The organism is Paenalcaligenes niemegkensis, from assembly GCF_022230885.1.
Taxonomy (GTDB): domain Bacteria; phylum Pseudomonadota; class Gammaproteobacteria; order Burkholderiales; family Burkholderiaceae_B; genus Paenalcaligenes; species Paenalcaligenes niemegkensis.
This window is the reverse complement of record NZ_JAKGCT010000004.1, coordinates 434,290-454,047: the sequence shown is the minus strand read 5'-3', so window position 1 is coordinate 454,047 and position 19,758 is coordinate 434,290. Positions and strand designations below refer to the sequence as shown.

Annotated in this window: 17 protein-coding genes and 1 pseudogene; 13 read left to right on the top strand and 5 right to left on the bottom strand. The window is 50.9% G+C overall.

Annotation, left to right across the window (positions count from 1 at the left end; genetic code table 11):
* The first annotated feature begins 73 nt into the window (after positions 1-73).
* The 7 genes from proC to L1889_RS06075 all read left to right on the top strand — a co-directional run bounded on the left by proC (position 74) and on the right by L1889_RS06075 (position 7,178).
* Complete coding sequence (gene proC / locus L1889_RS06105) at positions 74-913, top strand: pyrroline-5-carboxylate reductase (RefSeq protein WP_238664381.1); 840 nt, start codon at positions 74-76, stop codon at positions 911-913.
* Between the two features lie 190 nt (positions 914-1,103).
* Entirely contained in the window at positions 1,104-2,213 is a 1,110-nt protein-coding gene (locus L1889_RS06100) for a high-affinity branched-chain amino acid ABC transporter substrate-binding protein (RefSeq protein WP_238664380.1), read from the top strand.
* A gap of 108 nt (positions 2,214-2,321) precedes the next feature.
* Positions 2,322-3,248, top strand: a complete 927-nt coding sequence (gene livH / locus L1889_RS06095) for a high-affinity branched-chain amino acid ABC transporter permease LivH (RefSeq protein ID WP_238664379.1) — start codon at positions 2,322-2,324, stop codon at positions 3,246-3,248.
* Positions 3,248-4,474 carry a high-affinity branched-chain amino acid ABC transporter permease LivM gene (gene livM, locus L1889_RS06090; RefSeq protein ID WP_238664378.1) on the top strand — a complete coding sequence of 409 codons (1,227 nt, stop codon included), beginning with the start codon at positions 3,248-3,250 and terminating at the stop codon, positions 4,472-4,474. The genes livH and livM overlap by 1 nt, the downstream gene beginning before the upstream one ends.
* On the top strand, positions 4,471-5,247 hold the full coding sequence (gene livG / locus L1889_RS06085; protein WP_238664377.1) for a high-affinity branched-chain amino acid ABC transporter ATP-binding protein LivG: 777 nt from the start codon (positions 4,471-4,473) through the stop codon (positions 5,245-5,247). The genes livM and livG overlap by 4 nt, the downstream gene beginning before the upstream one ends.
* Position 5,248: 1 nt before the next feature.
* On the top strand, positions 5,249-5,950 hold the full coding sequence (locus L1889_RS06080) for an ABC transporter ATP-binding protein (RefSeq protein ID WP_238664376.1): 702 nt from the start codon (positions 5,249-5,251) through the stop codon (positions 5,948-5,950).
* 106 nt (positions 5,951-6,056) lie between these two features.
* On the top strand, positions 6,057-7,178 hold the full coding sequence (locus L1889_RS06075) for a site-specific integrase (RefSeq protein WP_238664375.1): 1,122 nt from the start codon (positions 6,057-6,059) through the stop codon (positions 7,176-7,178).
* An 86-nt stretch (positions 7,179-7,264) separates the two neighbouring features.
* Here L1889_RS06075 and L1889_RS06070 read toward each other — a convergent pair whose 3' ends face one another.
* Together L1889_RS06070 and L1889_RS06065 are read right to left on the bottom strand one after the other, a co-directional pair.
* The gene (locus L1889_RS06070; protein WP_238664374.1) at positions 7,265-7,873 is read right to left on the bottom strand and encodes a glutathione S-transferase family protein; all 609 of its coding nucleotides are present in this window, start codon (positions 7,871-7,873) and stop codon (positions 7,265-7,267) included.
* A 17-nt stretch (positions 7,874-7,890) separates the two neighbouring features.
* Complete coding sequence (locus L1889_RS06065; RefSeq protein WP_238664373.1) at positions 7,891-9,810, bottom strand: alpha/beta hydrolase family protein; 1,920 nt, start codon at positions 9,808-9,810, stop codon at positions 7,891-7,893.
* 115 nt (positions 9,811-9,925) lie between these two features.
* Between L1889_RS06065 and L1889_RS06060 the strand changes: the two genes are divergently transcribed.
* The 4 genes from L1889_RS06060 to fumC are packed head-to-tail and all read left to right on the top strand — an operon-like array spanning position 9,926 to position 14,217.
* Complete coding sequence (locus tag L1889_RS06060; RefSeq protein ID WP_238664372.1) at positions 9,926-10,891, top strand: D-2-hydroxyacid dehydrogenase; 966 nt, start codon at positions 9,926-9,928, stop codon at positions 10,889-10,891.
* A gap of 32 nt (positions 10,892-10,923) precedes the next feature.
* Positions 10,924-11,718, top strand: a complete 795-nt coding sequence (locus L1889_RS06055) for an SDR family oxidoreductase (protein WP_238664371.1) — start codon at positions 10,924-10,926, stop codon at positions 11,716-11,718.
* Between the two features lie 12 nt (positions 11,719-11,730).
* Positions 11,731-12,780 (top strand): type I glyceraldehyde-3-phosphate dehydrogenase, encoded by a 1,050-nt coding sequence (locus L1889_RS06050; RefSeq protein ID WP_238664370.1) that lies wholly within the window; start codon positions 11,731-11,733, stop codon positions 12,778-12,780.
* A 39-nt stretch (positions 12,781-12,819) separates the two neighbouring features.
* Entirely contained in the window at positions 12,820-14,217 is a 1,398-nt protein-coding gene (fumC, locus tag L1889_RS06045; protein WP_238664369.1) for a class II fumarate hydratase, read from the top strand.
* A gap of 142 nt (positions 14,218-14,359) precedes the next feature.
* Here fumC and L1889_RS06040 read toward each other — a convergent pair whose 3' ends face one another.
* Complete coding sequence (locus L1889_RS06040) at positions 14,360-14,785, bottom strand: universal stress protein (protein ID WP_238664368.1); 426 nt, start codon at positions 14,783-14,785, stop codon at positions 14,360-14,362.
* Positions 14,786-15,040: 255 nt separating this feature from the next.
* On the opposite strand from L1889_RS06040, the gene L1889_RS06035 reads away from it, so the two are divergent.
* Together L1889_RS06035 and L1889_RS06030 are read left to right on the top strand one after the other, a co-directional pair.
* On the top strand, positions 15,041-15,373 hold the full coding sequence (locus L1889_RS06035) for a c-type cytochrome (RefSeq protein WP_238664367.1): 333 nt from the start codon (positions 15,041-15,043) through the stop codon (positions 15,371-15,373).
* 285 nt (positions 15,374-15,658) lie between these two features.
* Positions 15,659-18,527: pseudogene (locus L1889_RS06030) on the top strand (adenosylcobalamin-dependent ribonucleoside-diphosphate reductase).
* On the opposite strand, the gene L1889_RS18730 reads toward L1889_RS06030, so the two are convergent.
* Positions 18,524-18,976 carry an MFS transporter gene (locus tag L1889_RS18730; protein ID WP_308217602.1) on the bottom strand — a complete coding sequence of 151 codons (453 nt, stop codon included), beginning with the start codon at positions 18,974-18,976 and terminating at the stop codon, positions 18,524-18,526. The pseudogene L1889_RS06030 and the gene L1889_RS18730 sit on opposite strands and share 4 nt — an antisense overlap.
* Positions 18,958-19,731 (bottom strand): MFS transporter, encoded by a 774-nt coding sequence (locus L1889_RS18725; protein ID WP_308217601.1) that lies wholly within the window; start codon positions 19,729-19,731, stop codon positions 18,958-18,960. Before L1889_RS18725 ends, L1889_RS18730 begins: the two co-directional genes overlap by 19 nt.
* Positions 19,732-19,758: the final 27 nt, after the last annotated feature.

The following is a 19,758-nucleotide window of genomic DNA, read 5'->3' as shown; positions in this document are numbered from 1 at the left end:
GACTGCTTCGGTCAATGACGGCTTTCCCTGTGTTGTCCTTTATTTATTTTAAAATCAATACAATTGAGCCATTATGATTAACGAAAAATATAAACTGACCCTCGCATTCATTGGCGGCGGCAATATGGCTACTGCCTTGTCCGCAGGACTGATCCGCAAACGCTGTGCAGCTGAAGATGTGCTCGTAATTGATCCCAACGAGTCGGTGCGCGCCACATGGACAGAGCAGGGCACCTTTACTGCGGGCGAGCCGGATGCACAGCTGAGCGGTCACCGGGTATGGCTATTTGCTGTCAAGCCGCAAGCCATGAAAAACGCGGTGCTGGCCTGCAGGCCCTTTCTGCAGTCCGATACAGTGATTATCAGCGTAGCAGCTGGAATTGCGGCCACCGATATCGCGCGCTGGCTCGGAGAGCCTGACCAGCCTTGCAACCGGGTTATTCGATGTATGCCTAACACTCCTGCCTTTATCGGGTGTGGTGCAACAGGCCTCATGGCCCTGCCAGCGGTACATGACGACGACAAAAAACTAGCCGAGCAGTTGCTCGGCACGGTAGGCGAAACCGTTTGGGTTGATAGCGATGAGCAAATTGATGCTGTGACCGCCTTGTCGGGTAGCGGGCCGGCCTATGTCTTTCTGTTTCTCGAGGCATTGATACAGGGGGGAATAGAGCAGGGTTTAAGCAGTCAGCAGGCACGTAAGCTGGCTTTGGCCACGCTGAACGGAGCCACTCAGCTGGCAGGCCTGTCGCCAGAGTCTCCGGCTACATTGCGCGAACGTGTCACCTCTGAGGGCGGCACGACTGCAGCGGCCTTGCAGGTTTTTGAGCAGCAGCAGTTTCATGCTACCGTGCGTGCAGCGATGGCAGCTGCCAAACATCGTGCAGCACAGCTGGCCGCCGAGTTCTCCTGACACTAGGTATTTACCCACGAATTTCAATTTTTAGGGCTTATACGTAGTGACACTCAAATAACGCTTATAGAGAATACAGTCTCATCTATTACTTTATTTAATAATAACTACGCCTGGCGCAATCGAGAGTGGTTTAAGCCAAACACGGCTTTAACGATGGCACTGGCTGGTAACGAGGAGACTGGCTGCTATGAAATTCAAGGTGTTATTCGTTAGTGTGTCTTTAGCCTTTGGCGTCACCGCCGGAGCCGCATTCGCCGACACAATAAAAATCGGTATCCCTCAGCCCATGACCGGACCCGCTACCCAATACGGTGACCAGATACAGGCGGGGGCCCTGACGGCTATTGATGCCATTAATGCGCAGGGCGGTGTCAATGGTAAACAGCTTGAGCCACTATTAATTGACGATGCCTGCGAGCCCAAGCAGGCCGTTCCAGCTGCCAACCGGGTTGTTAATTCAGGTGCCAAGTTTGCTGTGGCCCATGCGTGCTCGGGCACCACGGTACCTGCGGTAAACGTCTACGAACAAGAGGGGATCGTAGCCATTACTCCCGGAGCCACTTCGCCCTTGGTAACTGACACGATCAAGCCGCATTTTTTCTTCCGCACTATTGGCCGTGATGACCAGCAAGGACCTTACGCCGCCAAGTATATTGTCGACGTAATGAAGCCGGCATCTATCGCTATTTTGCACGATAAGCAGACTTACGGCTCGGGCGTAGCCACCCAGGTGCGAGAAGCCCTGAGCCAGGCCGGAGCAAATGTTGTGTTGTATGAGGGTATTAACGTGGGCGACAGCGATTATTCTGCTGTGATCACCAAGTTACGAGGTGAAAAGCCTGATCTGATTTATTTCGGAGGCTATCACGCTGAGTTGGGCTTATTGCTGCGCCAGGCTCGTGAGCAAGGCGTGACAACCCAGTTCATGGGGCCTGAAGGGGTAGCGAATCAAGATCTGGTGGCCATTGCCGGAGAAGCAGTTGAAGGGCTGCTGGTTACTTTGCCGGCTGACTTTACCAAGTTGGAAGCCAATAAACCCGTAGTGGAAAACTTCAAAACTTATGGACGCAGTCCTGATGGTGCTTTCACTATTCCAGCCTACGCCGCTATACAGATTATTTCCCAGACTATTGAAGCCGTAGGTGAAGATCCAACTAAAGCGGCCGACTATATGCATGAGAATACCTTTGATACCGCCATCGGAAAAGTCGAATATGACGAAAAGGGTGATCTAAAACAATTCGAATTTGCCGTGTATCAGTGGGATAAATCCGGAAATTTCACTGAAATTAAATAAAATCAATTAGACCGTAGTATGGGGTAGAAACCCTCCCCCATATTACGGCTAAGCAATGCATTTCAGAGGTTACAATTCCGGCGGTCGCTTTATCGGAATAACTAAAATATGTCAGATTTACTACCGCAGTTAATACAGCAGTTCTTCAACGGGCTGTCACTGGGTGCTATCTACGCGTTAATCGCTATCGGGTACACCATGGTTTATGGAATTATCGGCATGATTAACTTTGCACATGGCGAGATCTATATGATCGGTGCTTATGCAGGGTTGGTGACCTTGTCGGTAATAGGTGTCAGCTCAGGGCTGCCACTGATTCTGATTATTCTCATTATGTTGCTGGTAGCTGCGGCCATTACGGCGGCATACGGTTTTGCGGTTGAAAAAATAGCCTATGCACCATTAAGAGGCAGCCCCAGACTCGTACCTTTGATTTCAGCCATTGGTATGTCTATTTTTCTGCAAAACTGGGTAGCATTGGGTCAAGGCGCCCGCGACATGGCCGTCCCGGCGCTGGTAACGGGCGCAGTACAGATTCCTTTCGGTGACGCCTTCACAGTAACCGCACCGTACTCTCGCATTATGATTATTGTGGTCACTGTTGTGCTGATGGTGGCCTTGAGCTTTTTTATTAAGTACTCGCGCATGGGACGTGCTTCCCGGGCGTGCTCGCAAGATTTGCGTATGGCTAATTTGCTCGGTATAGACACCAGCCGTGTTATCTCGTTTACCTTTGTTATCGGTGCGATGTTAGCGGCCGTAGGCGGCGTCTTGATTGCGCTGGCCATTGGGAAGCTCAATCCCTATATTGGCTTCCTGGCTGGAATCAAAGCCTTTACAGCAGCAGTGCTGGGTGGAATCGGAAGTATCCCTGGCGCCATGTTAGGCGGGGTGCTGCTGGGTCTGGCCGAGACTTTTGCGGCAGCGTATATCTCTTCGCAGTACAAAGATATTGTCGCATTCGGTCTCTTGGTGCTGATCTTGCTGTTTCGTCCCACTGGGTTACTGGGTAAACCTGAGGTGCAAAAAGTCTGATGGTTAGTCGAATTAAGACCGCTTTTTTTGCAGCGATCATTGCCGGCATTATTATTGCTCCGGTTTTTGGACTGCAAATACTTCGCGTGGGCATGACTACTACGATTGTGCCCGAATGGAATATGATTTTTCGTGGCATGGCCATCGTGTTCGTATTCCATCTTGTCCGGCCCTACATTGCGAGCCTGCTTTCCCGCAAGCGAAGAAAAGTCAGCTTGCCGACAATAGACGAAAGAGGGCGCAAGATGCTCACTTTTCTGTTGATCGCCATTGCCCTGGTGTGGCCCTTTTTCTCTGGACGTTCACAAATCGATATTGCAACCTTGGTACTCATCTATGTGATGTTGGGTCTGGGTCTGAACATTGTGGTGGGATATGCGGGCCTCCTTGATCTGGGTTTTGTGGGTTTTTATGCCGTGGGTGCTTACACCTATGCGCTGATGTACCACTGGTTGGGTCTGGGTTTCTGGTGGGCTTTGCCATGTGCGGGTGTTATGGCAGGTATTTTCGGCTACGTATTGGGTTTTCCCGTCCTGCGATTACGTGGTGACTATCTTGCCATCGTAACCTTGGGTTTCGGCGAGATCATTCGTTTGCTGTTGATCAATCTTTATGACATCACCGGGGGCCCGGATGGCATTTCGGGCATTCCGAAACCTTCGGTATTTGGCTACCCCATGCTGAGAAGAGCTCCCGAGGGTGAGACCACTTTTCATGATCTGGTCGGATGGACCTTCAATAACCAGGACGTCATTATCTACCTGTACATGCTTGCCTTGGCGCTCGCACTCATCACTTTCTTTGTTTCCAACCGCCTGATCAGGATGCCCGTAGGCCGGGCGTGGGAGGCTTTGCGCGAAGACGAAATTGCGTGTCGCTCATTAGGCTTGAATCCCACAGGTATCAAACTGTCAGCCTTTACAATCGGCGCAACCTTTGCGGGCTTTGGTGGTGCGTTTTTCGCCGCCAGACAGGGAATTGTGAACCCTGAGTCGTTCGGCTTTATCGAATCAGCCCTGATTCTCGCCATTGTTGTTTTGGGAGGGATGGGCTCGCAGATTGGTGTTATTTTGGCGGCGATTCTTCTGACGGTTGTGCCTGAGGTCGCGCGGGGCTTTGCCGAGTATAGGATGCTGGTTTTTGGCTTGGTGATGGTGTTGATGATGATCTGGCGCCCTCAAGGACTGTTACCGGTTAAACGGCCACAAGTGGAGTTGAAAACATGAGCGTCGTTGCAAAGACTCTGCTTGAGATCGACGGTCTGAGCATGCGGTTTGGCGGCTTGTTAGCTGTAGACAATGTGGCTTTCGAACTGAAAGACAACGAGGTTTTCGCTATTATCGGACCGAACGGTGCGGGCAAGACCACAGTGTTTAATTGTATTGGTGGTTTCTATAAGCCTACAGGCGGGAAGATAAAACTGGATGGTGAAGAAATTCAGGGACAGCCCAGCCACTCTGTAGCACGTAAGGGGCTGGTCAGAACCTTTCAGAATGTTCGGCTGTTCAAGCAATTGACTGTTCTTGAAAACCTGATGGTCGCCCAGCACACACGTATTAACACTAACTTGTTTTCAGGTCTGTTTAAATCCAAAGCCTATAGGGAGTCAGAGGAAGAGGCTAAGTCGCGGGCAGCTCAGTGGCTGGATCTTTTGAATTTGCGGGAATTCGCCAACCGCGAGGCAGGCAATCTGGCGTATGGGCTTCAGCGTCGCCTGGAAATTGCCCGTTGCATGATCACAGCGCCCCGGGTCTTGATGCTTGATGAGCCTGCTGCAGGCTTGAATCCCCAGGAAAAGCGCGATTTGCAAGCATTGATTGATTTGCTGCGCCGTGATTATGATGTGGCAGTGTTACTGATAGAACATGACATGAGCCTGGTGATGGGGGTTTCAGATCGTGTGCTGGTCATGGAGCACGGATGTCCTATTACGACCGGCTTGCCAGCAGAAGTACAAAGTGATCCACGCGTTATCAAGGCATACTTAGGAGAAGAATAGCGTGCTAAAACTAGAAAATGTCAGTACCTTCTACGGCGCTATTCAAGCTTTGGATGAAGTCTCGGTTGAGGTTAATCAAGGTGAGATTGTTACCTTGATCGGTGCAAACGGGGCCGGAAAGACCACGATGCTGATGACCGTTTGTGGCTCACCTCGGGCCGAAAGCGGCTCCATTACCTTTGAAGGGGTTGATATCACCCATCAGAAAACTCATGACATCATGCAGCGCGGCATTGCCATATCGCCTGAAGGCCGTCGCGTGTTTCCTGATCTTACTGTCTCTGAGAATCTGAAGATGGGCGGTTTCTTTTTAAAGCGTGATGCTATTGCTGCCGGCGAAGAACATGTCTATGAGCTGTTTCCGCGTCTGCGTGAACGAGCCTTTCAGCGTGCAGGAACCATGTCCGGAGGAGAGCAGCAGATGCTGGCCATTGGACGAGCCCTGATGAGCAAGCCTCGTCTGTTATTGCTGGACGAGCCCACCCTTGGACTGGCTCCGCTTATTATTGCCCAGATCTTCGATATTATTCGCACGATTCGCGACGAGGGGGTAACGGTGTTTCTGGTGGAGCAGAACGCCAACAAGGCCTTGCAGGTTGCAGACAGAGGGTATGTGTTGGAAACAGGTAAAGTGGTGCTGGCTGATACGGGAATCAACTTGCTGAGTAACGATAACGTGCGTCGAGCTTATCTCGGGGCGTGATGGATTACTATCGCGCATAATATCAACCTCGAGTACCAGGCGGCACTATGCCGTCTTTTTACTATATAATAATGCAACTAACGGAAATAAGAATATTAAACTGCATATGGCTAACAGTCCAAACAGGCAGCAATCCTTGCCACTTGCCGGCACAAGTAAGCAGAGTGTGGATGCCATTGCTCTGTTTGACGGTTGGCTTGAAACACAGCGCCCACCTTTTAAGCGTAGTACCAAACGTATTTATCAATTTCTATGGAATCGCTTTATAGAATGGACGAGAGAGCATAAACGTCATTTCTCGCAGTTGAACGAGGAAGACATTATTAGCTTTCTAGAAGGGCTCGAAGACATAAACCGGCAGCAGCGTGAACGTTATCAGTTAATTATTTATCGTGCCTATACCGAGTTTCAGACACATGATCCTTCGTCTTCGAATCCGGCGCTTCCATCTGCTATTAACGATATACAGGCAACAAGCTGGCGGGATTCCAGCGCAAACCAAGCCAAGCAGTTTTTGCTACCTCAACAATCGCAAGCCCTTATCGAATCGCTACAAGCTGAAAGCATCATACTCAACGAAAATAGCCAGTCGCTGGCGTGGCCTACCTTATGGAAAAGACGCAGAAACGCATGCGTTGTCGCCTTGCTGCTTGGCTGCGGTTTAAAAGCCCTGGAAATTTTGTCTCTAAAAGCAGAGTCAATTTATCAATACGATGATGACCCGACTTATCAGTTGGATACAGGTAAATTTGTTGGTTTTTCGTTGGAAGAACAGGTCGCTTTAAATAGAACCAGCCCCACATCATCAACCATTCATGCGTATATTCACGATTACAATGGCATGCACCGTCAGTTGACAGTACCTGCCTGGGCAACAGAAAGTGTCCGCCTTTGGCTGCTTAGCTTAGAGAGCGAAGCGCCAGCTTCCAGCGGCTTGTTATTTCCGGCCAACCGAGCCATATCGCCGGAACGACCTAAGCAAAGCATGAACCCCGCGACACTTTCACGAGTCGTCAACGGATGGGGAAAGCTACATGGCTTTACTCATCTTAGCGCTCAAAAACTTAGAAATTCTTACGGGGCCAGATGTATAGAGAGCGGAGCCTCTATTGCAGATCTGGATGCGCAAATGGGCTTTGTCGCCAGCGCTGCCGGAGCATTTAGACTGACTGCCGAATGGCAGCAATTTCTGCTATTTCACGAAGCGATAAAAACCGCGAAAACATAAAAAACCCCAAAGAGCGAAAAAGTCTTCGGCCTTTGGGGCATTGTTCATCATTAATATAGATATCTGAATAGCCTCTTGAGAAACGCTTAACTGAGCCCTTGTTCGCCTAAGGCTTTTTGCACGCCCGCATCTTTCTCTATGGTTGCACTGAAGCGACGCAGATTATCGAATCCGGACAAATCAATTTTCAATGCGTTAGCCCAGCGTAAAACCGTATACAGATAGGGGTCGGCAATTGAACGCGTGCCTGTAAGCCAGTCTTTTGCTTCCAGCTGCTGATCAACGATCTTAAAGAAAGAGCGTAGCTTTTTAGCTGCATTGCTCTTTAATTCAGCTTGTGCTGATTCGCTTTGAGCGTAGCCTTGCACACCAAAGATCATTCCAAAGTTACGATGAATATCTGCGTTGATAAGAGCCAGCCAACGACGGGTTTCTGCACGTTCTGCCGGAGTGTCACCGATTAAAGCAGCCTCAGGTGCGATTTCAGCCAGGTACTCCAAAATCGCCGAGCTTTGCGTTAACACCAAATCGCCATCCACCAGAACCGGTACGGCGCCTAGAGGGTTAAGTGCCAAAAAAGCAGATTCTTTAAGCTCGGTACGGCTAACGCTTTGCAAAGAATAGGATTTTCCTGTCCAGGCCAGCACAATATGAGAGGCTAAGGGGCAAGCCCCTGGCAAGTAGTAAAGCTTCATAAGCTAAGTCCTTTGATTTAGTGTTTAGGTTTTAAATGCTGGTTTAGAAACGCTTCCATCTTTTCATAAAACTCGAACTTATTCTCATCATTATGAAAGCCGTGGCCTTCATTGTCTTTCACCATGTAATCGACTTCAATGCCCCGGTCGCGTAAGGCTTGAACCATTTGATCGCTTTCAGCAATATTTACTCGTGGATCATGTGCGCCTTGCGCTACAAATAAAGGCGTGGTGATTTTATGGGCCTGTAGCGCAGGAGAGGTTTCAATCAGCCGTTGCTTATCGTGTTCCGGGTGGCCGACCATTGCGTACATTTTTTCCAGAAGCGGCTTCCAGTAGGGCGGGATGGTGTTCATGAACGTAAGCAGGTTTGATACGCCTACATAGTCAACGGCGGCAGCATATAGCTCGGGAGTTTTGCATATTCCGGCCAACGTCGCATAACCTCCGTAACTTCCACCGTAAATGGCAATTCGTGCAGGATCAGCAACCCCGCTATCAATTGCCCATTGCACTCCGTCAGTAATATCGTCTTGCATGCTCAGCCCCCACTGGCCAAAGCTGGCCTCCCAAAACTGGCGTCCGAAACCGACTGAGCCGCGAAAATTGATTTGCAGCACGGCATAACCCCGGTTTACCAAAAATTGAACCTCGGGATTAAAGCCCCAGCTATCACGGACCCACGGGCCACCATGCGGATTGACGATTAGAGGCAGATTTTTAGAACTGCCTTCTACAGGCACACTGAGGTAGCCCTGTATTTTCAGGCCGTCACGAGCAATAAAGCTGATGGCCTGCATAGGGGCCATATGAGTCTCGGGCAATGCAGGATTGATCTCTACAAGCTTGCTGAGCGAATCTGAAACTTCATCGTAGATGTAGCGCGAACCTTGGGTGCAATCGTTATGGGCAGCAACGATGAATTTTTGCTCATTACGTGTTGCGCTTTGAATGCTGATTTCGTATCCGGGCAAATGTTCGCTTAGTCTGGTGTGACGCCTGGCGCTGACTTCGTCGAAAAAATGATAATGCAATTTGTCGCTTTCGTAATAGGCGGCCGTCAAAACCTTGCGTAGCCTGGAATAGCCTGCACCGGCAAGGTCGTAATCTGCTACCTCGTGCACCAGTTCTTCCTGATCGGGCTCTGAGGGGTTGATTAGGACAAGGCTTGCGGTGTCACGTCCTCTGTTGCTCAGGGCGTAAAAGCGTTGATTATCGCTGGTGAAAAATAAAGGGCTGACACTGGTTTTGAAGTCGGTCTGAATGATGCTGGTGAAATCATCTGCTTCAGTGGCCCGATGAAGCAGATCGGTGTTCAGGCCGTCGCTTGTGATGGCCATGCGTACATGCCCATCGTGGTCTGTTTGCCAGCCTACGACATTGCCCGGATTTCTGGCGATCAGCTGGCTTTGGCCGTCGTGAATATTGACACGATAAATATTGAACAGCTCGGGATTTTCCTGATTATGAGCGATGAGTACATGATCGGGATCATCTTCAAGGTCGTCTTGTATGCCTGCACGTACGTTTTCGTGTGGGGTCAGATCAATATGCTCGCCTGAATGTACATTCACGGCAATTACGTGGAAGTTCTCGTCGCCATTCAGGTCTTTTTCGAAAATTATGGTGTCGTTGCCTTTCCAGAAAAACTGCGAAATATCACGAGCGGTTTCCTGTGTTACTACTTTGGCATCACCTGACGGCTTGCTGCCATCAAGGGCCTGCACCAAAACATTCAGCCGTTTTGGATTATCGCCTATAGCAACGGGCTCCATAAAAGCAATGCTGGTACCTTGATCTGATAATCGAAAGAAACTGCGTTCAGGACTTTTAAAAAAATCGCGTAAAGGGTAGAGCGGTACGGAGGTACTAGCCTCTCCGGCAGGGGTAAGCGAGCTTTTTAATAAAGAATCCCAGAGCGAGTTGATTGACAGCATTTGTGTTTCCTTCGAGACGAATACGTTAGACTTGTAGCTTGGACGGAATTTATCACTATACCAACTGCCACTAATTTTTACTGCAGCAAAGGGCTGCTTTTGTCTAAGGGTACACATGTTAAATCAGCGTTTGCAGATCGTCTTTTTAGATGGAGAAACTCTCTCTCCAGAGACCAATCTCAAAACCTTCCCCTTTGAGCATGACCTCATAATTTATGCAAAAAGCACGACGGAGCAGGCAATTGAACGTTGCCGGGGTGCGCATATTATCATTAGCAATAAAGTTCGGGTCGGCGCCGAGCTAATTGCGCAGGCGCCTGATCTAAAGCTTATCTCGGTCGCCGCGACAGGCTATAACAATATCGATATGGATGCCTGCCGAGAAAGAGGTGTTGCTGTTTGCAACGTCCGGGACTACGCTAAACATACCGTGCCAGAGCATGTTTTTGCCTTGATTTTCGCATTGCGCCGCAGTCTCCTGCCTTATCATCAATCCGTTGCCGCAGGGCGCTGGCAAGACTCAGGGCAGTTTTGTTATTTTGACTATCCTATACGCGATTTGGCGGGCAGTACCCTTGCCATCGTAGGCGCAGGCTCCCTCGGAGAATCTGTAGCTGCGATGGGCCGAGCTCTGGGCCTAAGGGTTATTTTTTCTGCGCGCAAGAACGATACAGCTACACCTGAAGGCCGGGTCAGCTTTGATGACATGCTCAAACAAGCCGACATTATCAGTTTGCACTGCCCGCTTACTGCAGATACGCAGGACTTATTGGCGGCGCCGGAGTTTGCTCAAATGCAGCGTAAACCGCTAATTATAAATACGGCTCGTGGTGGCCTGATCAACGAAGGGGATCTTGCCAATGCCTTAAACGATGGCCTTATCAGTGGCGCCGGGATCGACGTCACCACCCCTGAGCCGCCTGAAGATGACAATATTCTGCTTAGCCTGATGGACAGGCCCAATTTCATTTTCACCCCGCACGTGGCGTGGGCAAGCCAGGAAGCCGTACAGGCGCTGGCCGACCAGGCCTTTGATAATGTATCTGCCTTCGTTGCTGGTACGCCTGCCAACTTGCTGTAGTGCCAGATTTTGACGAGGTAGTCGATTTCACGATGGATACAAAACTATTGGCATCAGATGCCCAGTTAATCAAGCCTCCGAGCTTTGACTTGCACGGCCAGCGCGCATTGATCACTGGCTCTACACAAGGACTGGGCTGGGCAATCGCCCAAGTCTATGCCGCCAGTGGAGCCCATGTCATATTACATGGACGTAATGAACAGCGACTGGCCTGTCGTCAGCGTCAGCTTAACGAGGCTGGCTACCCCGCCAGCTTCTGGCAGCATGATCTTTCGCTCGTGGATGAAATTGAGAACTCGTTTAATACGCTTGCGCCAACGCCCTCGATCCTGGTCAATGCCGTGGGGGTGCGGTTACGGCATGGTTTCAGCGAGGTTTCCTCTGCCGACATTATTTCTCACCTGCAAACAAACCTTAGCGCTACTGTCATACTTTCCAAACTCGTGGCAGCAAAGATGGCCCGTGATGGCTATGGACGAATTATCACCCTGAGCTCAATCGCAGGCAGTCTGGCGCGTTCCGGCGATGCGATATACCCCATCGCCAAACATGGTTTAGAAGCCATGGTACGTGCATTGGCAGTTGAGTTCGGCTCTGACGGCATAACCAGTAACGGAATTGCCCCTGGTACCTTTGCCACCGAATCCAACCAGCTGCTGGCCAGCGATCCTGTTAACGGCCCGTTGGTCGTAGGACGCAACCCGCTTGGTCGCTGGGCCGCCCCCGCAGAAATAACAGGGCCTGCATTGTTCCTTGCCTCTACATCGTCCAGCTATGTAAACGGACACATACTTGTCGTCGATGGCGGCTTTTCTATTACCTTTTGAGTCGATTTTTCAATGGCAACACCCCTTATTCGTGTCGCAATTAATGGTTATGGCCGTATAGGCCGTTGTGTGCTGCGCGCTATCTACGAGCGGCAGCTTGAGGCTGCCGTCGAAGTTGTGCTGATAAATGAGCCAGCAGATCTGGAGTCTATGGCTTACTTAACCCAGTATGACTCCACACACGGTCCGTTTCCCGGGAAAGTAGGGCGCAGCGATACCGCATTGATTATTAATGGCCGTCCTATCACCGTCACGCATGCCTCTAGCCCTGAAACAGTAGACTGGGCCTCGCTGAACGTAGACATCCTGATTGAATGCTCCGGGGCCTACGGCAACCGTGCCGATTTACAGCGCTTTATTGACAGTGGCTGCAAGCGTGTGCTGGTTTCTCATCCCGCAGATAGTGCATTGGACGTTGACTACACAGTGGTGCTGGATATTAACGATAGCGGACTTAACCCAGCCCACAAGATCGTTTCCAACGCCTCCTGCACCACCAACGCGATTATTCCCGTACTGGCAGAACTCGACGCCGCCTATGGGATCAAGCACTGCTTCTTAACCACCTTGCACTCAGTCATGAACGATCAGCCCATGATTGATGGTTACCATCATAAAGATCTGCGGCGCACTCGTTCAGCCATGCAGTCGATAGTTCCTGTTGCAACAGGACTTGCGCAGGGAGTAGAGCGTCTGCTTCCGCAATTAGCTGGCAGGGTTAAGGCCAAAGCGATACGGGTACCGATTTTAAACGTCTCGGCCATTGATTTAATGGTTAACCTGAAACGTGACACACTGGCAGCAGATATAAACAGCTTGTTTATTCAGGCCGCTCAGCGGCATCCCCATACTCTGGCGTACACCGACAGGCCGCATGCTTCCGTCGATTTCAATCATGACCCTCACTCAGCCATTATTGATGGCAGTCAAACACGTACAAATGGCGATGGCTTTGTGAACGTATTTATCTGGTTTGATAACGAATGGGGTTTTGCCAATAGGCTAATCGACATCACCAAGGTCTGGGCAGCGTGTATCGACGCCGACGGCGCCTGTTATTAACCTCTACTACTTAGCAATAAGATACTTAGGAGTATTTTCATGACAACGATGCGTTCTGAAAACGATTCAATGGGAAGCATTGACGTACCAAGCAATCGATACTGGGGAGCCCAAACCCAGCGATCCATACAAAACTTTCCGATTGGGGTAGATCGCTTTGTATGGCAGGCTCCCATGATTCAAGCCCTGGGATACCTGAAAAAAGCAGCAGCTCTTGCGAATCAGGAACTGGGCGAGCTGCCAGCCTCGATTAGCGGGCCTATAGTAAAAGCTGCAGATTTGGTAATTAGCGGTGAGCTTGATGACGAGTTTCCGTTAGTGGTCTTCCAGACAGGTTCTGGAACACAAAGCAATATGAATGCCAACGAGGTTATCGCCAACAAAGCCATCGAACTGGAAGGCGGCGTCATTGGCAGTAAAAGCCCCATCCACCCCAACGACCACGTTAATCGCGGTCAGTCTTCGAACGACACCTTCCCAACGGCGATGCATATTGCCGTTGCGCTGCAAATTACCAAGCGACTGATTCCCAGCATCACGCAACTGAAAGACACTTTCGAGCGCCTTGCCAAAGAGCACGACACCCTGGTCAAGACCGGACGTACTCATTTGCAAGACGCTACGCCCATTACCTTAGGGCAAGAAATCGGAAGCTGGGCAGGACAGCTTGATCACGCTATCAGCAATGTCAAACAGCAGCTTGACGGTATATACGACTTGGCCATAGGCGGCACAGCGGTCGGTACCGGACTTAATGCACATCCCTTATTCGGAACTACCGCCGCTTCGCGTATTGCTGACCTGACCGGATTGCCTTTTCGCAGTGCGCAAAATAAATTTGTAGCTCTTTCGGCCCATGATGCGCTGGTTAATGTATCAGCCTCATTGCGTACGTTGGCGGGTGCCTTACTAAAAATCGCCAATGACATACGCTGGCTCGCCAGTGGCCCTCGCTGCGGAATCGGCGAAATCAATATTCCGGAAAATGAGCCCGGCTCGTCGATTATGCCGGGCAAAGTCAACCCTACCCAATGTGAGGCGCTGACAATGGTGTGCGCGCAGGTGTTCGGCAATGACACCACTGTTGCATTTGCAGGATCGCAAGGCAATTTTCAGCTTAACGTGTACAAGCCAGTGATGGTGCATAACGTTCTGGAGAGCATACAGCTGATTAGCGATGCCTGCTTATCCTTTGACGAGCATTGCGCTCAGGGCATAACGCCAAACGTACCCCAGATAGAGACGAATTTAAATCGCAATCTGATGTTAGTTACCGCGTTGAATCGTCATATTGGCTATGACAAGGCCGCCCAAATCGCAAAAACGGCGCATAAGGAAGGCTTGAGTCTTCGTGATGCCGCTTTACAGTCCGGATATCTGAATGCTGATGAGTATGAGCAATGGATTGACCCGCTGGCAATGACCCGGGCAGATTGATTTTTTCAAAGGCTCATATTTTTACAGCGCATCAAGGGCATGCTCTTGGTTTGAACTGACCCCAACAAGCTGGACGTCAATCCAACTTGTTGGGTTTTTTATGATGAATCAATACTTTAGCGCACTCAACACGCTGCCCAGGCTATTTTATCAAGGTAATCGGGATATTGATCAGACTGAGCACCTTGGTTGTAACCGAACCTAGAATCAGACCTGGCATTGCCGCCAGGCCGCGGGTGCCCATGATCAGCTGATCGCCCCCATGCTCTTCAATATAGGCTTGAATAGTTTCGGCTATCGGGCCGACAGCTATTCGCTTAACGTATTTAACATCAGTGTTTTCAAGCAAGGCAAGGGCTTTTTCCAAAGCATGCTCACCTTCATCCTGATAGTACTCGTTTAGCGTTTCCGGGGAGAAAAAACGGGATACATTACGAGAGCCAATAGGACTTTGAATGTTCAGTACGTGCAGTTCTGCACTTTCGGTATTTTTGACCAGTTTTAGCGCTGCTTCCAGGGCACGAATAGAGGCGTCGGAACCGTCTATAGGAACTATAACTTTTTGCATATAAACCTCGGGTTACGTTTCAGAACAATACCAGGCCTTAATAACACGCTCTACTGTGCCTGCACGGGTACGATAACCAGTATGGGCTCAAGCTAATGTTGATCTAGGTCAAGGATTACTCGGCTGGGATTAATCATTAAAACGGGTTTTAATCCTATACGCAATTGCATCGGGCTAAGTGTCATAATAGCAATGCTGGCAGCGTATAAATAAGTAAGCGCTGCCTTTGCTGTTTCAACCAAGGAGAATCAATCCATGAAGCTGAAGTATTTAGCCCTGTGCCTGCCCCTTGTCGTGGGCAGTGGCTTGGCCACCGCAGACACCGATTTCGCTGCGGTGAATGATGCGTTGAAAAAGAATGCCTGTTTAGCCTGTCATGCCATTGACAGCAAAGTTGTAGGCCCGGCCTACAAAGAAATTGCTGCCGCCAGCAAGGACGATGCCGCCAAGGCGGAAGTCCTGAAAACTCATATCAAATCGGGCAGCAGTGGGGTATGGGGACCCATCCCAATGCCGCCTAATCCCAACATTTCTGATGATGACTTAACCCTTATTGTTGACTGGCTCATGGCGGGTGCACCACACTAGGGTCTTAGCAATTTAACGCTTTAAAGCGCGCTCAGCAGCGAGCGCGCCGGTTCCTTAACAGAGCTGGAAACGGTGCGGCCTTTGGTGTTTTAGTATCGTCAGTAGCCCTGATTAGATGTAGCCGCGGTTTGCGTCTACAATACAGCACTATGGTCAATTGTCGTTATCGGCGTTTAAAACGCGTTATTTTCTCAGTAACGTCCACGTTCTCTTAGGCTTCAGAATCTATGGTTATTGTGCTTAACGACACTGCCTGTATGACCCTCACTCTGAAAGGCCCGCTTAATGAAACACGAAGATCTGTCCCATACCCTCGAACCTCAGGATATCTCTATTGAGGTTCTGCTGGAAAAAGTACGCCAAGGGAGGCGAAACCTCAATAGGCGAAATTCAAGCGCGCGTAGCGCGTGCTTTGGCAGCTCAGGAAGAGCCACAAAAGCAAGAGTATTACTTTTCCGCGTTTATGGATGCGCAGAAGCGGGGTTTCATTCCAGCCGGGCGTATTAACTCCGCAGCCGGTACCGATCTCGAAGCCACCTTGATCAACTGCTTTGTCCAACCCGTTGGCGATTCCGTATCTGAAACAGTGGATGGCTTGCCTGGTATTTATGATGCTTTGCAGAAAGCGGCTGAAACCATGCGCCGCGGTGGTGGCGTAGGGTATAACTTCAGCCGTATCCGTCCCGCCGGAGCCATGGTCAAAGGCACCGCGTCTAAAGCGTCGGGGCCTGTTTCCTACATGCGTGTATTTGACCGGTCCTGCGAAACGGTTGAGTCTGCCGGTGCACGCCGGGGTGCACAAATGGGTGTGCTGGATGTACATCATCCTGATATAGAAACCTTTATCAGTGCTAAACAAACGGCAGGCGAGCTCACCAACTTCAATGTCTCGGTAAACGTCACCGATGCATTCATGCAAGCCGTTGAAAACGACGAGGCTTTCGAACTCCACCACCAGGCCGAGCCCTGCGCCGAGATTAAAGAGCAGGGTGCCTACCAGCGCGACGACGGCCAATGGGTATACCGCCGTGTACGTGCGGTCGACATCTGGGAATCCATCATGGCTTCCACATTCGACTATGCCGAGCCAGGGGTACTGTTTTATGACCGCATCAACGAAGAAAACAATCTCCACTACATTGAGGTGCTTGATGCCACCAACCCTTGCGGGGAGCAGCCTTTGCCAGCTTATGGCTGCTGCTGCCTGGGCTCAATTGATTTATCCCGCTTCATAAAAAATCCCTTTGGCCTTGCAGCCGAACCTGAGGTCGACTGGGAGGCATTGAATGAAGTCGTTGGCGTTGCGGTACGTATGCTCGACAACGTGCTGGACGCTACGGTGTGGCCGCTCTCCGAGCAGCAGCTTGAGGCTGCTGCCAAACGCCGCGTTGGCTTGGGCATAACCGGTTTGGGTGACGCGCTAATTATGCTCAAGCTAGCTTACGATTCTGAAGATGCCCGCACGATGGCCACCCGTCTTACCAAAGCGGTAGCACACAGTGCTTATAAAGCCTCTGTAGAGCTCGCTAAAGAGCGGGGCGCTTTTCCGGCATTCGATGCTAAAGGCTACCTATCCAGCGAGTTCACTAAACGCCTGCCTAAAGAGCTCCGTGACGATATTCGCAAGCATGGCGTACGTAATAGTCACTTAACGTCCATCGCGCCTACCGGCACAATTTCCCTGGCTTTTGCGGACAATGCCTCTAATGGTGTAGAACCTCCATTCTCATGGACCTACACGCGAACCAAGCGTATGGGAGACGGCACCAAACAAGATTACCAGGTTGAAGACCATGCTTATCGTCTCTACAGGCTTATGGGCGGAGACACCAGCGACTTGCCCGCGTACTTTAGAACAGCCCTTGAGATTTCGGCAACAGATCATGCGCTAATGGTGGCGGCGGTTAAAGATCATGTAGACGCAGCCATCTCCAAAACCGTTAACGTACCTGCCGATTACCCTTATGAGGATTTTAAAGATCTTTATATGCAGGCGTGGAAATACGGCCTTAAAGGGATCACCACCTACAGACCTAGCGGCAAGCGTGCTGCGGTCTTGTCGGTAAATCCGGCTCCTGCCACCGAATCACAGCCGCAGACCATTTCGCTAGACGAAGCCGATAACCGGCTGATCCTCAATCGCACCATAGAGCCGGTACTTGACAGTCTGCGCTGGCCCAGCCGTCCTCATTTGCCCCGTGGTGCCAATGCCTGGGCATCGGACTCCATAGAGACCTCAGAAGGCAGCTTCGTCGTATTTGTCTCTGATATTTCAGGCCGTCCCTTCGAGGTTTGGGTCAACGGGGCAAAACCACCACGTGGTCTGGGCTCTGTCGCCAAAATGCTCAGCTTAGATATGTACACAGACGATCGGGCCTGGTTACAACGCAAACTCGATGTGCTGGCCAAAACCAATAGTGCCGCTCCTTTTGCCATTACGGATCCGATTAGCGGACAAAGCACATGGATGCCGTCGGCTGTGTCGGCATTATCACGGCTGGTGTCCTTCCGTCATGACTCGCTCAGCGAAAGTTCAACGGCAAACAACTCGGCCATGATGGATGCGCTGATCGCTCCGCGAGAGCCTAAAACCGGCACCGACGGGACCATGGCGTGGGTGTGTGATGTTTTGAATCCTGTTACTGGCGATGATTTTGTCTTGATGATGAAAGAGCTGCAGATGCCGGATGGTACGACTCGTCCGTATTCAGTTTGGGGAGCAGGTAAGTTTCCACGAGCCTTTGACGGTCTGTTCAAGCTGCTCAGCCTGGACATGCGTATTGTCGACCCTGCCTGGATTGGCATGAAGCTGCGTAAGCTTTTAAACTACGCCGAACCACAAGGTGACTTTCTGGCAAGGGTGCCGGGCTCAGAGAAATCTGCCAATTTTTCTTCTACTGAAGCCTATATTGCCCGACTCTTGATTCATCGTTATGCCATGCTAGGCATTCTTGACGAAGGGGGCAACCCGCTGCAGGCAATGGGTGTGGTTCAGGCTGAAACGGTTCAAGCTGGCGTTGCAACCACAATGGCTTCAACGGCTCCCACCATCATGGCAGGCAGTGAATGCCCGGAATGCCATTTGTATGCTGTTATTCCACGGGACGGTTGCCTGTTTTGCACCAGTTGCGGCTATCAAGGCGCTTGCGGCTAAAACACAGAAGGGGGCATAACGCTTGGATAGTTTTTGGGAATGAGTCGCTGCACTAAAACCGCAGCGATAGCTACCAAGCCTAAGTGTAGTATCCAGGCGTAGCTAAAGCTGCCGCTAAAATCACGAATCGATGCACTGGACCAAGGGCCAATGGAGGTAATCAAAAAACCTCCACCTTGCATCAACGCGCTTAGCCCGCCTGCCTGAGCCGGGTTGCTAAAGTGATCAAGCGCCACGACCAAGGTCAATGCAAAACAGCCGCCCAAGCCAATTCCCATAACGACCGACCAAAAGTACGGGGAAGCATTGGGCCAAAAGGCAAAGGAAGCAAACCCCAGGGCTTGGCAGCCGAGTGCCAGCCACAGCCAAGGCCGGCGGTCAATATTTCGGGCAGCCAAGGTTGGCATAGACAGCGCAGCCACGGCCTGTGCTATGGATAAAACCGCCACCAGACTCCCACTGGCAGAGGCCGACCAGCCTTGTTCCTGATAAAAGGTGCGAGCCACGCAACAATGCTGGCGTAACCGCTATTAACAAGCCCAAAACAAAAAATGAGCAGCCAGGTGCGTGGCCGGCGCATCAATACACCCGACGGAAGGGCTGCACTGGCTGCAGGCGCCTTTTTGGGCATCACACGCCACGCTGAGACCACAGCCACAAGAACCGGCAGGGCCCAGATCGCTAAGGCAACACGCCAGCTTTCGGTCGCGCTTGCTACCCATGGGGTTACTTGTGCACCGAGTGCACCTCCTCCCATAAGCATGGCTGAATAAAGCCCGGTGACCGGTGCCACAGAGCGTGGGAACTGCTGTTTGATGATTCCAGGAAGCAAGGCCTGGAGCAGGGCAACGCCAATACCGCACAAGGCAGCCGTCAAAATCAGCGTGGCACCTCCAGGTACGAACAGCCTAAACGCGCAACCTAAGAAAAGAACGCCAAGCGCAGCCAGCATGATGTGACGAGCACTTAAGCTACGCCGTATACCAGGGAGCAAGAAAGCAACAGCCCCCATAAAAAACATGGGTAGCAGGGTTAGCCAGGCCAGACCTTTGAAATTTAGCCCTGTTCCCTCTGCAATTTGATGAACCAGAGGCCCCGTGGCCGTGATAAAGGGACGTAAATTCAAGCCCACAAAAATCACCAGTGACAGCCATAATATGGATTGCATGCGTGCAGCAGCACGCGAAGTAGAAGTAGGGCTCATTCAATAATACAAATAAAAACAGTGTTA

Excerpts from the sequence above, each read along its gene's own strand:
- proC (WP_238664381.1), top strand. The coding sequence starts at position 74 with ATGATTAACGAAAAATATAAACTGACCCTCGCATTCATTGGCGGCGGC.
- L1889_RS06100 (WP_238664380.1), top strand. The coding sequence starts at position 1,104 with ATGAAATTCAAGGTGTTATTCGTTAGTGTGTCTTTAGCCTTTGGCGTC.
- livH (WP_238664379.1), top strand. The coding sequence starts at position 2,322 with ATGTCAGATTTACTACCGCAGTTAATACAGCAGTTCTTCAACGGGCTG.
- livM (WP_238664378.1), top strand. The coding sequence starts at position 3,248 with ATGGTTAGTCGAATTAAGACCGCTTTTTTTGCAGCGATCATTGCCGGC.
- livG (WP_238664377.1), top strand. The coding sequence starts at position 4,471 with ATGAGCGTCGTTGCAAAGACTCTGCTTGAGATCGACGGTCTGAGCATG.
- L1889_RS06075 (WP_238664375.1), top strand. The coding sequence starts at position 6,057 with ATGGCTAACAGTCCAAACAGGCAGCAATCCTTGCCACTTGCCGGCACA.
- L1889_RS06070 (WP_238664374.1), bottom strand. The coding sequence starts at position 7,873 with ATGAAGCTTTACTACTTGCCAGGGGCTTGCCCCTTAGCCTCTCATATT.
- L1889_RS06065 (WP_238664373.1), bottom strand. The coding sequence starts at position 9,810 with ATGCTGTCAATCAACTCGCTCTGGGATTCTTTATTAAAAAGCTCGCTT.
- L1889_RS06060 (WP_238664372.1), top strand. The coding sequence starts at position 9,926 with ATGTTAAATCAGCGTTTGCAGATCGTCTTTTTAGATGGAGAAACTCTC.
- L1889_RS06055 (WP_238664371.1), top strand. The coding sequence starts at position 10,924 with ATGGATACAAAACTATTGGCATCAGATGCCCAGTTAATCAAGCCTCCG.
- L1889_RS06050 (WP_238664370.1), top strand. The coding sequence starts at position 11,731 with ATGGCAACACCCCTTATTCGTGTCGCAATTAATGGTTATGGCCGTATA.
- fumC (WP_238664369.1), top strand. The coding sequence starts at position 12,820 with ATGACAACGATGCGTTCTGAAAACGATTCAATGGGAAGCATTGACGTA.
- L1889_RS06040 (WP_238664368.1), bottom strand. The coding sequence starts at position 14,785 with ATGCAAAAAGTTATAGTTCCTATAGACGGTTCCGACGCCTCTATTCGT.
- L1889_RS06035 (WP_238664367.1), top strand. The coding sequence starts at position 15,041 with ATGAAGCTGAAGTATTTAGCCCTGTGCCTGCCCCTTGTCGTGGGCAGT.
- L1889_RS18725 (WP_308217601.1), bottom strand. The coding sequence starts at position 19,731 with ATGAGCCCTACTTCTACTTCGCGTGCTGCTGCACGCATGCAATCCATA.